Origin of the sequence: Bosea sp. (in: a-proteobacteria) (assembly GCF_023953965.1) — a bacterium.
In the GTDB taxonomy this organism is placed as follows: domain Bacteria; phylum Pseudomonadota; class Alphaproteobacteria; order Rhizobiales; family Beijerinckiaceae; genus Allobosea.
Genome location: NZ_JAMLIX010000002.1, coordinates 1,157,501 through 1,171,915 on the forward strand (window position 1 = coordinate 1,157,501; position 14,415 = coordinate 1,171,915).

Genomic DNA, 14,415 nt, shown 5'->3' on the forward strand with positions numbered 1-14,415 from the left:
TTCTCTTTCAAGCCAACGGCTTACACCGGAGGTTCTTATCCACTGTGCCAAGGGCCTCGCTTTGCAGGGCCTCCTCCCCCGCCGGGGTCGGGGCGCCATGCGCCGTGCCGGTCTAAAAAACGAGGAATTCGATTTTGACGCCGGCCGCGATGGCGATAGCTTGGCCGCCCGACGGGACGATCCCCGCCCGAGACCGGAGACATGATTGCAATGCCCAGGCTGAGATCCGCCACCTCCACCCATGGCCGCAACATGGCCGGCGCCCGCGGCCTGTGGCGCGCCACCGGCATGAAGGACGGCGATTTCGGCAAGCCGATCGTCGCCGTGGTGAACTCCTTCACCCAGTTCGTGCCCGGCCATGTCCATCTCAAGGATCTCGGCCAGCTCGTCGCGCGCGAGATCGAGACCGCCGGCGGCGTCGCCAAGGAGTTCAACACCATCGCGGTCGACGACGGCATCGCCATGGGCCATGACGGCATGCTCTACAGCCTGCCCTCGCGCGAGCTGATCGCCGACAGCGTCGAATACATGGTCAACGCCCATTGCGCCGACGCGATGGTCTGCATCTCCAATTGCGACAAGATCACGCCCGGCATGCTGATGGCGGCGATGCGGCTCAACATCCCCACCGTCTTCGTCTCGGGCGGGCCGATGGAGGCCGGCAAGTTCATCGCCGAGGGCGTGCTGAAGAAGGTCGACCTCGTCGATGCGATGATCGCCGCCGCCGACGACAAGTATACGGACGCGGAGGTCGACGTGATCGAGCGTTCGGCCTGCCCGACCTGCGGCTCCTGCTCGGGCATGTTCACCGCCAATTCGATGAACTGCCTGACCGAGGCGCTGGGCCTCGCGCTTCCCGGCAACGGCTCGACGCTCGCCACCCATGCCGACCGCAAGCGCCTCTTCGTCGAGGCCGGGCATCTGATCGTCGACATCGCCCGGCGCTATTACGATCAGGACGACGAGAGCGTGCTGCCGCGCAATGTCGGCTCGTTCAAGGCCTTCGAGAACGCGATGACGCTCGATATCGCCATGGGCGGCTCGACCAATACGGTGCTGCATCTCCTGGCGGCGGCGCATGAGGCGGAGATCGACTTCACCATGGCCGACATCGACCGGCTGTCGCGGCGCGTGCCGGTCCTGTGCAAGGTCGCGCCCGCCGTCGCCGACGTGCATATGGAGGACGTCCACCGCGCCGGCGGCATCATGGCGATCCTGGGCGAGCTCGATCGCGCCGGGCTGGTCGATACCACGCTGCCGACCGTCCACAGCACGACCATGGCCGAGGCGCTGGCGCGCTGGGACATCACCCAGACGACGAGCGAGTCGGTGCGCGCCTTCTACAGCGCCGCGCCCGGCGGCGTGCCGACCCAGACCGCCTTCAGCCAGGAGCGGCGCTTCGAGACGCTCGACACCGACCGCAAGGCCGGCGTGATCCGCAGCGCCGCGCATGCCTATTCCCAGGATGGCGGACTTGCCGTGCTCTATGGCAACATCGCGCAGGACGGCTGCATCGTGAAGACGGCCGGCGTCGATGCCTCGATCCTGACCTTCTCAGGCCCGGCCGTGATCTTCGAGAGCCAGGACGCGGCGGTCGATGGCATCCTCAACCGCAAGGTCAAGCCCGGCGACATCGTGCTGATCCGCTACGAAGGGCCGCGCGGCGGGCCCGGCATGCAGGAGATGCTCTATCCGACGAGCTATCTGAAATCGAAGGGCCTCGGCAAAGCCTGCGCGCTGATCACCGACGGGCGCTTCTCGGGGGGCTCGTCGGGCCTCTCGATCGGCCACGTCTCGCCGGAGGCGGCGGAAGGCGGCGCGATCGGCCTGGTCGAGAGCGGCGACATCATCGCCATCGACATCCCCAACCGCTCGATCTCGCTCAAGGTGTCCGATGAGGAGCTGGCGCGCCGCCGCGCGGCGATGGAGGCGAAGGGCAAGGATGCCTGGAAGCCGGCCGCGCCGCGCAAGCGCAAGGTCACGACGGCGCTGAAAGCCTATGCCGCGACGACGACCAGCGCGGCCCGCGGTGCGGTGCGCGTGGTAGAGTAGACAGGCCTCAAGCCCCACGCTTGTCATTCCGGGGCGCGCCGCAGGCGCGAACCCGGAACCCGCGACGGGGTGCGGCACGCGCAATCGGGTATCGGATGTTTCACCCGGTCGTGGGTTCCGGGTTCTTCGCTTCGCGAGGCCCCGGAATGACGACCGTGGAGCTCCGTGACGGCTTCCGCAAACGAAAACGCCGCGCCTCGCGGCGCGGCGTTCCCTGAGCGGCCCTTCGGCCGGCGAATCAGCTCTTCAGCTTGGTGTTGCACTGGCTCCAGTAGCCGCCGCCCTTCTCGATCCATTTCAGATCGCCGTTGGCGTTGGCCGCCTTGTTGGCGTTGTACTGGTCGGCGCAGGTCTTGAGCCGCGCCTTGCCGGCGGTCTCGTTCGAGTATTTCTGCGAAACCGCCTTCGGGAAGACGGCGGCCTTGGCCTTTCCGGCGGGCTTGGCCGCCGGCGCGGCCGCGGGAGCCGGCGTGTCCGGCACCGCTGCGGCGGCAGCCGCCTCGTCGGCGTCGTCGTCGCCGCATTCGGCCTTGCGGAAGTCGTTCCACTTCTGGCCCTTCAGCGTGTTGGCCTTCTTGGCGTCCTGGTATTTGGCGCTGCATTCCTTCATCGTCAGCGCCGCGGCTGGCGCCACGGAGAAGGAGGCGAAGGCGAGGGCCGATGCGGATGCGAGAATGAAAGTCCTGAACATCACGTTCTCCATGGCAAAGCATGTTGCCGCCGGCCGGCATGCCACTCCGATTTGTGCTCCGAGGCAAGCCCCTTCCGGCACAGGACAATGCTTCGAACGACAAGATGTTCCTTTTCGGGCACGCCGCCGCGGCGGCGGCCACACCCGCTCCCTTGCCGGGCGGCGGCGTTTGCCTGCTATATGACGGCCCGCCACACCGCCGGAGACGACATGGCACGGCCGTCCGACGCCGCCAAGGACCGCGAGCTGATCCAGATCCTGACCGAGAACGCCCGCCTGCCCCTTTCCGATATCGCCAAGCGGCTCGGCGTCGCGCGGGCGACGGCGCAGGGGCGGCTCAGCCGGCTCGAGCGCGACGGCGTGATCGCCGGCTACACCGTGATCCTCGGCAAGGCGAGCCGGCCGCCGACCACGGTCTCGGCGCTGATCCTGATCGAGCTGGAGATGAAGCAGCAGGGCGGCGTGGTCGCGGCGTTGAAGAAAAGGCCCGAAATCGTGCAATGCGACACGCTGAGCGGCCATTTCGACCTGTCGGTCAAGATCGAATGCGAGACCGCCGGCGACCTCGATACCATCATCGACTGGATCGCCGAAATGGATGGAGTACGCCGGACCACCTCCTCCGTGATTCTGGCCCGCAGGTTCGGGCGCTGAGGGCGGAGCCCGAGGGAAGCGGCGATTTCCCATCGAAACAATCGATATCCCATCATATCGCACCGTTATTGCGCATTTCTCCAGCGATCCGCCCGTTGCGGCTCACACGCCCCGCGACGATGATTCGAGGCGCAGAGGCAGGCTTCCGGCCGCGCACCGAAAAACCCGTCAGGAGATCGCGAGATGACCATCCAGAAGCAGCGCATCGCCGTGCTGGGCGCCGGGCAGATCGGCATCGTCATCGCAGGCATGCTGGCCGAGCAGGGTCACGAGGTGACGCTGGCCGATGCGGCGGATGCCCAGCTCGCCCACGCCGCCGGCGGGCGTTTCGCCACCGCGACCGTCGATGCTTCGAACCTCGACGCGCTGCGCGCCTTCCTGAAGGACCGCGACATCGTCGTCAGCGCCTGCCCCTATTTCCTCAACAAGGGCATCGCCAGGGCCGCGGCCGAGACCAGGACCCATTATTTCGACCTGACCGAGGACGTCGCCACCACGGCTTACGTCAAGCAGCTCGGCAGGACAGCCGAGGTCGCGCTGGTCCCGCAATGCGGGCTTGCCCCGGGCTTCATCTGCATCCTCGGCGCCGACATGGCGGCCCGCTTCGAGAGCGTGCGCGCCATCAAGATGCGCGTCGGGGCGCTGCCGCTCTATCCGACCAACGCGCTGCGCTACAACGTGACCTGGTCGGTCGACGGGCTGATCAACGAATACTGCAACCCCTGCGAGATAGTCTTCGACGGCAAGCCGACGCTGGTGCCGGCGCTCGAGGGCATCGAGAGCGTGATGATCGACGGCGTCGCCTATGAAGCCTTCAACACCTCTGGGGGCCTCGGCACCCTGACCGAGACGCTCGCCGGCAAGGTGCGCGACATGAGCTACAAGACGCTGCGCTATCCCGGCCATGCCGGGATCATGAAGCTCCTGCTGCGCGATCTCGAACTCGCCGACGACCGCGAGACGATGCGCCGCATCCTCAGCCATTCAGCGCCCTTCACCCGCAAGGACGTGGTCGTGATCTTCGTGACCGGCGTCGGCGAGCGCCGCGGCCGCCTCGAGGAGGAGAGCATCGTGCTGCGCTATGACGGCACCGACAGGCTCGGCGCGATCCAGCTCACCACCGCCGCCGGCTGCGTCGCCATGGTCGAGCTCTTCCTCGCCGGCAAGCTGCCCGCCAGGGGCTTCGTGCGGCAGGAGGACGCCGCGCTCGCCGATTTCCTCGCGACCCGGGCGGGCTCCCGGCTGCTGCGCGAGGCGCGCGGCGTCGACGCCGCCGGCCTCGCCCCGGCCGCCGCGGTCAAGAGCGCCGCCTGAGAGGGCGCGCAGCCGGGCCGGCAGGACAGCCCCCTCACACGCTTGTGTCCAGGGATGCGGGACAGGGGCCATCCTGCTCGTCTATGCGATGGGCATGAGCGTTGGCACTCCAAATCGCGCCGCGGCATCGTGGCTGCCATGGGTCGACCGGCAGGGCCGTTTCTCGGGCTTGAGGGCTGCGACCTTCGCGCTCATCCTCGTGCCGGCGCTCATCCTGCTCCATGCCGCCTTGACGCATCAGCTCGGCGCGAAGCCCTGGACACAGGCGATCCACCAGACCGGGACCTGGACGGTCCGGCTGCTGCTTGCCACGCTCGCGGTCTCGCCGTTCCGGCGCCTGTTCGACTGGGGCAGGCTGATCGGCATCCGCCGCATGCTGGGCCTCGGCGCGCTTGCCTATGCGCTCGGGCACCTCGCGCTCTACACAATCGACATGGCCTTCGACTGGGGACTGATCGTCTCGGAGATCGCCAGGCGCTTCTACCTGACCATCGGCTTTGCCGCGCTGATCGGCCTCATCGCGCTCGGCATCACCTCGACCGACGGCATGATCCGCCGGCTCGGCAGGAACTGGCAGCGCCTGCACAGCCTCGTCTATCCGATCGCGGTGCTGGCGCTCGTGCATTTTTTCCTGCAATCCAAGATCGACGTCACCGAGCCGGCGCTGACGAGCGGGCTTTTCCTGCTGCTCATGCTCTATCGCGGCTTTTATCGCTGGAGGCTTCCGGTCTCCGTGCCGATGCTGGCGGGGGCGGCGCTTCTGGCGGGGCTTGCCACCGCGGCCCTTGAAGCGGGCTGGTATGCCGCAGCCTCCGGCGTGCCGGCCGGGCTCGTCCTCGCCGCCAATGCCGACATCCTGATCTATGGCGACTACGCTTCGCTGAGGCCCGCGCACTGGGTCGCGCTCGCCGGGCTTCTGGTGGCGCTCGGCCACGGCTTGCGCGCCCGCAGGCCACGGCAGCGGGCGCCCGTGCCGGCGGCCTGAGAAAAAAGCTTCCAAGTTTCGACATCTTCCAATGGAAAGGGTTCCCCCCCTCTCGCGCTCATGCTCTAACCCGATGGCATGCCTGACGATCCGCACGCCCAGCCGACGGCCGATGTCATCGAAGCCGAGCTCGCCTCGGAGGGCATCAGGCCGGCGCAGGCCCGGGTCTCGCCCCTCGTCCCGCTTCAGCAGCCGATCTTCCGCGCCGTCTGGTTCGCCAGCCTCGCCTCGAATTTCGGCGGCCTCGTCCAGGCGGTCGGCGCCTCCTGGATGATGGCCTCGATCTCGCCCTCGGCGGAGATGGTCGCGCTGGTCCAGTCGTCGACGACGCTGCCGGTCATGCTGTTCTCGCTGGCGTCGGGGGCCGTCGCCGACAATTACGACCGCCGCCGGATCCTGCTCGCGGCCCAGAGCTTCATGCTGCTGGTCTCGGTCCTGCTCGCGGTCTTCGCCTGGTTCGGCCTGATCACGCCCTGGCTGCTGCTCGCCTTCACCTTCCTGATCGGCTGCGGCACGGCGCTCAACAACCCGGCCTGGCAGTCCTCGGTCGGCGACATGGTGCCGCGCCGCGACGTGCCGGCGGCGGTGACGCTCAACAGCGTCGCCTTCAACATCGCCCGCAGCGTCGGGCCGGCGATCGGCGGCGTGATCGTGGCGGCGGCCGGCGCCGTCGCCGCCTTCGCCATCAACGCCGTCAGCTACATTCCGCTGCTCGTCGTCCTGGCGCGCTGGAAGCCGCCCAAGGTGGAACGGCTCCTGCCGCGCGAGACGCTGTTCATCGCGATGAGCGCGGGCGTGCGCTATGTCGCGATGTCGCCCAACATCCGCACCGTCACGCTGCGCGCCTTCGTCTACGGCTTCGGCGCCATCGTGGGGCTCGCGCTCCTGCCGCTGATCGCGCGCGATCTCGTGCGCGGCGGCCCGCTCACCTATGGCGTGCTGCTCGGTGCCTTCGGTGCCGGCGCCGTGGCGGGCGCCTTCATGAGCGCGCGGCTGCGCCGGACGATGTCGACCGAGGCGCTGACCCGCTCGACCTTCGTCGCCTATGCCGGCGGCGTCATGCTGGTCGCCTTCAGCGAGACGATCTGGCTGGCCATGGCGGGGTTGAGCGTCTGCGGCGCCTGCTGGGTGCTGGCGCTCTCGACCTTCAACGCCACGGTGCAGCTTTCGGCGCCGCGCTGGGTCGTCGGCCGGGCACTGGCGATCTACCAGATGGCGACATTCGGCGGCATGGCGTTCGGCAGCTGGGCCTGGGGCCGCTCGGCGCAGCATTTCGGCGTCGAGAAGGCCCTGCTGATCTCGGCCGTCGTGCTGGTCGCGGGGGCGGTGATGGGGCTGCGCTACCGGCTGCCGCCGCTCGAGGAGCTCAACCTCGATCCGCTCAGCCGCTGGCGCGAGCCCAAGGTCGCCGTCGACATCGAGCCGCGCTCCGGCCCGATCATCGTGACGATCGAATACATCATCAAGCCGGAAGACGTCGTCGCCTTCCTGACCGTGATGGCGGAACGTCGGCGCATCCGGCGCCGCGACGGCGCCCGGCACTGGGCCCTGCTGCGCGACCTCACCGATTCGAGGCTGTGGGTCGAGCGTTACGACGCCCCGACCTGGGTCGAATATGTCCGCCAGAACCAGCGGGTCACCCAGGCCGATGCCGAGATCGGCGAGCGGGTCCGCGCCCTGCACAGCGGCCCGAATCCGCCGCTGGTCCACCGCATGATCGAACGGCAGACGGCCTCGCTGCCGCAGTTCTCCACCAGCCGGACGCCGACGCTCGCCGATTCGCTGAACGATCCGGCGCGCCCGGCCTGAGGATCGGCCTCAGCCGACGATCCACAGGCCCGCGAGGCCGACCATGCCGACGACGATCCGCCACCAGGCGAAGGGCGCGAAACCCCGCTTCGAGACGAAATCGAGGAAGCTGCGCACCACGATGAGCGCCGAGAAGAAGGCCGCGACGAAGCCGACGACGATCAGGATGCCGTCGTCGAAGGTCAGGAACTTGTAGCTCTTGAAGAGATCGTAGGCGAAGGCGCCCGCCATGGTCGGCATGGCGAGGAAGAACGAGAATTCGGCCGCCGCGCGCTTGCTCGCCCCGAGCAGCATGGCGCCGACGATGGTCGAGCCCGAGCGCGAGACGCCCGGAATCATCGCCAGGCACTGGATCAGCCCGATCTTGAAATACATCGACAGCGGAAAGGCGGTGGCGTCGGTGTGCGTCTCCTGCAGCTCCAATTCGTCGACGACGAGCAGGATAAGCCCGCCGGCGATCAGCGTGCAGCAGACCAGGAAGGGGTTGAACAGCACGGTCTTGATGAAGCCGTGCAGAGCCGCGCCGATCACCGCCGCCGGCAGGAAGGCGACGAGCACGCCCAGCACGAAGCGCCGGGCCGAAGGATCGCTCGGCAACCTCAGCGCGATGTCGAGGAGGCGGCGGAAATAGACCAGCAGGATCGCCAGGATCGCGCCGAGCTGGACCAGGACCTCGAAGGTCTTGCCGTTGGATTCGAAGCCGAGGAAGTGGCCGATGAGCAGCAGATGCCCGGTCGAGGAGACCGGCAGGAATTCGGTCAGGCCCTCGACGATGCCGAGGACGAAGGCTTCGATCAGGTTGTGCATGGAAGACTTTTCCTCGTGCGGCGCACGGTCCGGCTTACGCCGAGCTCTTTGCGAATTGGTTACCACTTCGCGAAGCCGCGCGCCCAAATTGCGGCTTTCCGCATCGGCGCCGCTTGTGGCGCTTTTCCGGCGTGACTATAGCAACACGCCGTCGCCTATCGGGCGCCTGCTGCCCCGGCGGCCCTGCTTCCGTCGCATTTTGCCTGCTTCACAGTGCTCATGAGTGCCATGGCGACCCTGTACCACTACCCGCTGTGCCCGCATTCGCGTTTCGTCCGGCTCGCGCTCAGCGAATTCGGCCTTGAGGCCGATCTGGTCGAGGAACGCGTCTGGGAGCGCCGGCGGGAATTCATCGAGCTCAACACCGCGGGCACGACGCCCGTCTTCCAGGAGCAGGGCGGGCTTGCCGTGCCCGGCGCCGGGCCGATCGCGGAATACCTCGACGAGACGCGGGGCCTGGCGCTGGGCGAGCGCCGCCTGCTGCCGGAAGGGCCGGGCGAGCGCGTCGAGGTGCGCCGGCTCATGGACTGGTTCAACATCAAGTTCCATGAGGAGATCACCGGCCCGCTCGTGCTGGAGAAGGTGATGAAGCGGTTCATGAGCCGCGACGAGGGCGGCGGCCCGCCGGAGATGAGCGCGATCCGCGCGGCGCGCGCCAATGTGCGCTATCATCTGCGCTACATCTCCTGGCTCACCGCCAAGAGGAACTGGCTCGCGGGCCCCGAGCTGAGCTATGCCGATCTGGCGGCGGCGGCGCATCTGTCCTGCGTCGACTATCTCGGCGACGTGCCCTGGGAAGAGGATGAGGCGGCCCGCGCATGGTATGCGAGGATCAAGTCGAGACCGAGCTTCCGGCCGCTTCTGAGCGACCGCGTGCCGGGCATGGCTCCGAGCGCCCATTACGACAACCTGGATTTCTGAGCGGCGAGAAGCTCAAGCGCGCCGTCGCCGGGCGGGCGCTCGCCGAGGGCTTCGCCGTGATGCGCGTCGCCGCCGCCGATGCGATTCCGCAAGCGCCGGAGCGGCTCGAAGCCTGGCTCGCCGGCGGCTACCAGGGCGACATGGGCTGGATGGAGGAGCGCCGCGACGAGCGCGCCGACCCGCGCCGGCTCTGGGGCGAGGTGCGCTGCGTCATCATGCTCGGCATGAACTATGCCGGCGAAGGCGATCCGCTCGCCATGCTGGCGCATCCCGACAAGGCTGCGATCTCGCTCTATGCGCGCCGGCGCGATTATCACGACGTCATCAAGGGCAAGCTCAAGAGCGTCGCGGGGCTGCTCGCTGCGCGCGGCGGCGCCGACGTCAAGGTCTTCGTCGATACCGCCCCCGTGATGGAAAAGCCGCTGGCCGAGGCGGCCGGGCTCGGCTGGCAGGGCAAGCACACGGTGCTGGTCTCGCGCCAGCACGGCTCCTGGCTCCTGCTCGGCGCGATCTACACCACCGCCGACCTGCCGGCCGATACGCCTGAGCGCGACCATTGCGGCTCCTGCCGGCGCTGCCTCGATATCTGCCCGACAGACGCCTTTCCCGCGCCCTACCGGCTCGATGCGCGCCGCTGCATCTCCTATCTCACCATCGAGCATCAGGGCCATATCGACGCCGCCTTGCGGCCGGGCATCGGCAACCGCGTCTTCGGCTGCGACGACTGCCTCGCCGTCTGCCCCTGGAACAAGTTTGCGCAGGCCGCGCAGGAGACCCGGCTTTCCCTCAAGGACGATCTCGACGGGCTCGATCTCGCCAGGCTCGCCCGGCTCGACGATGCAAGCTTCCGCACGCTCTTCGCCGGCACGCCGGTGAAGCGCACCGGGCGCGACCGCTTCCTGCGCAACGTGCTGATCGCGATCGGCAACAGCGGCCGGGCGGAGCTTGCCGGAAGCGCCCTGCCCCATCTCGCCGATCCTTCGCCGCTGGTGCGCGCCATGGCGGTCTGGGCGCTGGGAAGGCTCGACCCAGCCGGCGCCGGCAAGCTCGCCGCCGCCGGGCTCGCAGAGGAAGCCGACCCGCAGGTGCGCGCCGAATGGCAGGCGCTCGCGACCCGGACGGAAGACACCGCATGAACCTCCTGATCCTCGGCCTCGGCTATGCGGCCGGCTTCTTCGCGCGCGAAGCGCTGGCCCGGGGTTGGCAGGTCACCGGCACCGTCCGCACGGCCGAAAAAGCCGCCCGCCTCGGCCGTGACGGCATCAGGACGCTGGTCTTCGACGGCCTCACGGTGTCGCCGGCGCTCGAAAAGGCGGTGGCCGAGGCCGAAGCCGTGCTGGTCTCGGTCCAGCCGACGCAGGATGGCGACCCGGCCCTGACCTGCCTGGGCGAGGCGCTGGCTGCGGCACCCGGGCTCACCTGGATCGGCTATCTTTCGACCATCGGCGTCTATGGCGACCAGGGCGGCGCCTGGATCGACGAATCGACGCCGCCGGTCCCGCGCAATGCCCGCACGCGCCAGCGCGTCGCGATCGAGGAAGGCTGGCTGCGGCTCGGACAGGGCAGCGGCAAGCCGGTCCAGATCTTCCGCCTGTCGGGCATCTACGGCCCCGGCCGCAACGCCATCGCCAAGCTGCGCCAAGGCAAGGCCGTGCGGCTCGTCAAGCCGGGCCAGGTGTTCAACCGCATCCATGTCGACGACATCGCCGGCGTGCTGATGGCCTCGCTCGCCCGGCCGCGCCAGGGCGCGGTCTACAACCTCACCGACGACGAGCCAGGCCCGCCGCAGGATGTCATCGCCTTCGCGGCGGAGCTGACAGGGCTCGAACCGCCGCCGGAAATCCCGTTCGACGAAGCCGCGCTGTCGCCGATGGCGGTGGAATTCTATCGTGAGAACAAGCGCGTCTCGAACGCGCTGGTGAAGCGGGAGCTGGGCTACACCTTCCGCTATCCGAGCTATCGCGAGGCGTTGCCGGCGTTGGCGGCAGCGGGCGAATGAACCGCCTCAGGCGGCGTGGCGGGGGGTCTCGCCGCCGTAGTAATCGCTATAGCGCTTGTCGATCGCCGAGACGGGCAGCACGACGAGGACGTCGGTCGTGCCGAACCGGTGGTCGATGACGGCGCCGGTGCCGAAGCGGGCGCCGATCCTGAGATAGCCCTTGATCAGCGGCGGCATCTGCTTGAGGGCGAGCTTGGCATCGACCATCTCCGCCGGCAGGCGGTCCATATCGACGCAATGGCGGGCATGGGCGGTCGCGCGCCAAGCCCCCTCGGAGCGGGCGTGATGGTGCAGGAAGCTGAGCGGCAGCGCCAGCGCATCGGGATCGGTGCCGTCGAAGGAGGCACAGCCGAACATCGCCTCGATGCGGTGATGCTGCAGATAGGCCCAGATGCCCGACCAGAGCAGCTCGACCGTGCGCTTGTTGCGATAGGGCTTCAGCACGCAGGAGCGGCCGAGCTCGAGGAAACGGCGGCCGGGATGGCGCGCGAGCAGCGGGCCGAGATCGAATTCGCCCTGGCTGTAGAAGCCGCCGAGGCGCTGGGCCGCGCCCTGCCGCATCAGCCGATAGGTGCCGACGACCTTCGGCCTGATGCCGCCGAAGCGGCCGCGCGCGGCGTGATCGATGACGAGGAGATGGTCGCAGGCCTTGTCGAAGCGATCGGCGTCGCGGCGGAACAGGCGCGAGACGACATCGGGCCGGGCCGACATCTCCTGATAGAAGACGCGGTAGCGCAGCCGCTGCGCCTGCCAGATCTCGCGCGGCGTGCGGGCGAGACGAACCTCGAGCGCGCCGATCCGGTCGAGCGTGCCCGACAGCGCCGCCGCCTCGTCGGCCCCGGCAGCAGGCCGGCGCAAGATCGCGCCGCCTCTGATCATAAGCGACGGAGCAAAGCGCGAGAACCGCTTGCCGGCCGGCGACCCGGCCGGCGGGGCGTGCTTGGTTCCGGAAAGCTGCAGTGCCATCGCTTCCTCATCCCCGCCAGGACCGGCATGGGCAGGTTTGCTCCCTTGGTCTTACGACTTAGCGACGAAACTGCGTCGAAGCGATGACGGCCGTCAAGCCGACAGGCTGTCGGCGGGGCCCAGTGACAGGCGCGTGAGCCAGCGCAGCAGCGCCGCGCGCTCCAGCGGCTTGGCGAGGCACCCGTCCATCCCGGCCGCCGCCGCGGCGGCCCGGTCGGCGGCGGCGGCATTGGCGGTGACGGCGAGGAGCGGCAGCGGGACGGCGCGGCCGAGCCGCTTCTCCAGCGCGCGGATGGCGCGGGCGCAGTCGAGGCCCGTCATCGCCGGCATGCGGACATCGAGCAGCGCGAGCGCCAGCGGCTGAGCCGTGCCGGCGAAGGCGTCCTCGACCCGTTCCAGCGCCTCGCGCCCGTCGCGCGCCAGCACCGCCGTGCAGCCGAAACGCTCCAGCGTGCGCGTCGCGAGCAGGGCGTTGATCTCGTTGTCCTCCGCGACCAGCACCGTCATGCCCGCCCCGAGCGGAGGCGGCAGGGCCGGCGCCATGGCCCTGCCGGCCTTTGGCGCAGCCTGCGGGACCCCGCTCTCCAGCCGCTCGTAGAGCGAGCGCGCCCTGACCGGCTTGATCAGGAAGCCGGTGAAGCCTGCCTCCTGGGCCGAGCCGAATGCCCGGCGCGCCTGGGGCGAGAGCAGGATCAGGCAATCGCGGATGCCGGCCGCCGCCGCGACCGCCGCAAGCTCCCGCGCCGGCCGATCGCCGAGCGCATGGTCGATCAGCACCGCCGTGGCGCGAGCAGCCCCTGCGAGCCCGGCTCGCGCCGCCTCGGCCGTGCCGGCGACGGTGACCGAGGCACCCGTCGCCCGGATCGTCTGCGCCAGGAAGCGCGCCGCGAAAGGCGCAGGCGAGACCAGCAGGACATGGTGATGCGGCCAGTGCGGGATCCGCGGCACGGGAGCGTCGCGTGCCGGCACGAGCGGCAGCGTGACACGGAAGGTCGCGCCCTCGCCCGGCCGGCTCTCGGCCCGCGCCTCGCCGCGCATCAGCCGGGCGAGGCGGCGCACGATCGCGAGCCCGAGGCCGGTACCGGCCTGGCCGGAGCCGTGATCGAGCTGCTCGAACTCGCCGAAGACGGCTTCCAGCCGGTCGGGCGGGATGCCCGGCCCGGTATCGGCGACGGTGATCTCCAGATGCGCGCCGGCCCGGGCGAGGCTCAGGCCCACCCCGCCGGCCTCGGTGAACTTCACCGCGTTGCCGACGAGGTTCAAAAGGATCTGGCGCAGCCGGTCGCGGTCGCCGACGAGGCGCGCCGGCAGATCGGGCGCGATATGGGCCGCGAGCTCGATCCCCTTCGCCTGCGCGCGCGGCGCCATCAGCTCCGCGACCGTCTCGACGAGCTGGACCGGGTCGTAAGGCGCCTCGTTGAGCTCCAGCCTGCCGGCCTCGACCTTGGCGAAATCGAGGATGTCGTCGACCAGCGCCAGCAGCGCCTCGCCGGAGGTGCGCAGCGCCGCGACATAGGTCGCCTGCTCCGCGTCGGGGCCGGTATCGGTCAGGAGGTCGGCCATGCCGAGGATGCCGTTGAGCGGCGTGCGGAACTCGTGGCTGACGGTCGCCAGGAAGCGCGACTTGGCCTCGTTGGCGGCCTCGGCCCGTGCGCGTGCCTCGACCAGCGCATCCTCGCCGGCGATGCGCGCCGTGATGTCGCGGCCGACGCGCTGGATCAGCGTGCGCCCGTCGGACCCGCGCACGGCCGTCTCGATCCAGGCGATCCAGCGCTCGCCCGCATGGGTGGCGAGGCATTCGTCGAAGCTGCGCGCGCCGCCCTCCAGCCGCGCGAGCGGCCGGCTGGCGAGCTGCGGCAGCAGCATCTCGCTGCCGACGAGATCCTGCTCGGTTGCGCCGAACAGCGCCGCATAGGCGCGGTTGGCATAGACGATCTTGAGGCCGTCGCGCCTGACGATCAGGTCGCCCTGCGCCTCGATCAGGCTGCGATAGCGTTCCTCGCTGTCGGCGAGGTTCCAGAGGCGGTCGTTGAGCGCCTCGACCTCATGGGCGAGCCCGGCGACCTGCCGGCTAAGCGCGCCGCGCTGGCGCATGAGCCAGATAAGCCCCCCCGCCGCCGGGAGAAGCAGCAGCGCAGGAGCAAGGGCAAGCCATGACCAGATCGAGGAAGCCATGACCTCCGATCTACGCGGCCCCCCTTGAGAAAGGCGCCTGTG

12 protein-coding genes are annotated in these 14,415 nt (G+C 69.4%); 8 read left to right on the top strand and 4 right to left on the bottom strand.

Going from position 1 to position 14,415, the window contains the following annotated elements:
* Positions 1 to 210 precede the first annotated feature (210 nt).
* Positions 211 to 2,052: a dihydroxy-acid dehydratase gene (gene ilvD / locus M9917_RS20605; protein WP_297256842.1), complete on the top strand. Its 1,842-nt coding sequence runs from the start codon at positions 211 to 213 to the stop codon at positions 2,050 to 2,052.
* A gap of 238 nt (positions 2,053 to 2,290) precedes the next feature.
* Here ilvD and M9917_RS20610 read toward each other — a convergent pair whose 3' ends face one another.
* Positions 2,291 to 2,743 (bottom strand): hypothetical protein, encoded by a 453-nt coding sequence (locus M9917_RS20610; RefSeq protein ID WP_297256844.1) that lies wholly within the window; start codon positions 2,741 to 2,743, stop codon positions 2,291 to 2,293.
* 210 nt (positions 2,744 to 2,953) lie between these two features.
* On the opposite strand from M9917_RS20610, the gene M9917_RS20615 reads away from it, so the two are divergent.
* The 4 genes from M9917_RS20615 (at position 2,954) to M9917_RS20630 (ending at position 7,505) form a co-directional block, all read left to right on the top strand.
* Entirely contained in the window at positions 2,954 to 3,397 is a 444-nt protein-coding gene (locus M9917_RS20615) for an Lrp/AsnC family transcriptional regulator (protein ID WP_297256846.1), read from the top strand.
* 183 nt (positions 3,398 to 3,580) lie between these two features.
* Positions 3,581 to 4,711, top strand: a complete 1,131-nt coding sequence (locus M9917_RS20620) for a saccharopine dehydrogenase NADP-binding domain-containing protein (protein ID WP_297256848.1) — start codon at positions 3,581 to 3,583, stop codon at positions 4,709 to 4,711.
* 94 nt (positions 4,712 to 4,805) lie between these two features.
* Positions 4,806 to 5,696 carry a protein-methionine-sulfoxide reductase heme-binding subunit MsrQ gene (locus M9917_RS20625; protein WP_297256849.1) on the top strand — a complete coding sequence of 297 codons (891 nt, stop codon included), beginning with the start codon at positions 4,806 to 4,808 and terminating at the stop codon, positions 5,694 to 5,696.
* Positions 5,697 to 5,774: 78 nt separating this feature from the next.
* On the top strand, positions 5,775 to 7,505 hold the full coding sequence (locus M9917_RS20630) for an MFS transporter (protein ID WP_297256852.1): 1,731 nt from the start codon (positions 5,775 to 5,777) through the stop codon (positions 7,503 to 7,505).
* Between the two features lie 9 nt (positions 7,506 to 7,514).
* Here the strand turns inward: M9917_RS20630 and M9917_RS20635 are convergent, their stop codons facing one another.
* Complete coding sequence (locus M9917_RS20635) at positions 7,515 to 8,312, bottom strand: undecaprenyl-diphosphate phosphatase (RefSeq protein WP_297256854.1); 798 nt, start codon at positions 8,310 to 8,312, stop codon at positions 7,515 to 7,517.
* Between the two features lie 228 nt (positions 8,313 to 8,540).
* On the opposite strand from M9917_RS20635, the gene M9917_RS20640 reads away from it, so the two are divergent.
* Genes M9917_RS20640 through M9917_RS20650 form a run of 3 tightly spaced genes read left to right on the top strand, consistent with a single transcriptional unit; the run spans position 8,541 to position 11,232 of the window.
* Complete coding sequence (locus M9917_RS20640; protein WP_297256856.1) at positions 8,541 to 9,233, top strand: glutathione S-transferase family protein; 693 nt, start codon at positions 8,541 to 8,543, stop codon at positions 9,231 to 9,233.
* Positions 9,131 to 10,369, top strand: coding sequence for a tRNA epoxyqueuosine(34) reductase QueG (gene queG / locus M9917_RS20645; RefSeq protein ID WP_465246396.1), 1,239 nt, complete (start codon positions 9,131 to 9,133; stop codon positions 10,367 to 10,369). The genes M9917_RS20640 and queG overlap by 103 nt, the downstream gene beginning before the upstream one ends.
* On the top strand, positions 10,366 to 11,232 hold the full coding sequence (locus M9917_RS20650) for an SDR family oxidoreductase (RefSeq protein ID WP_297256858.1): 867 nt from the start codon (positions 10,366 to 10,368) through the stop codon (positions 11,230 to 11,232). The genes queG and M9917_RS20650 overlap by 4 nt, the downstream gene beginning before the upstream one ends.
* A gap of 6 nt (positions 11,233 to 11,238) precedes the next feature.
* Here the strand turns inward: M9917_RS20650 and olsB are convergent, their stop codons facing one another.
* Positions 11,239 to 12,111, bottom strand: coding sequence for a l-ornithine N(alpha)-acyltransferase (olsB, locus tag M9917_RS20655; protein ID WP_465246410.1), 873 nt, complete (start codon positions 12,109 to 12,111; stop codon positions 11,239 to 11,241).
* Positions 12,112 to 12,291: 180 nt separating this feature from the next.
* Positions 12,292 to 14,373, bottom strand: a complete 2,082-nt coding sequence (locus M9917_RS20660) for a hybrid sensor histidine kinase/response regulator (protein ID WP_297256862.1) — start codon at positions 14,371 to 14,373, stop codon at positions 12,292 to 12,294.
* Between the last annotated feature and the right edge of the window lie 42 nt (positions 14,374 to 14,415).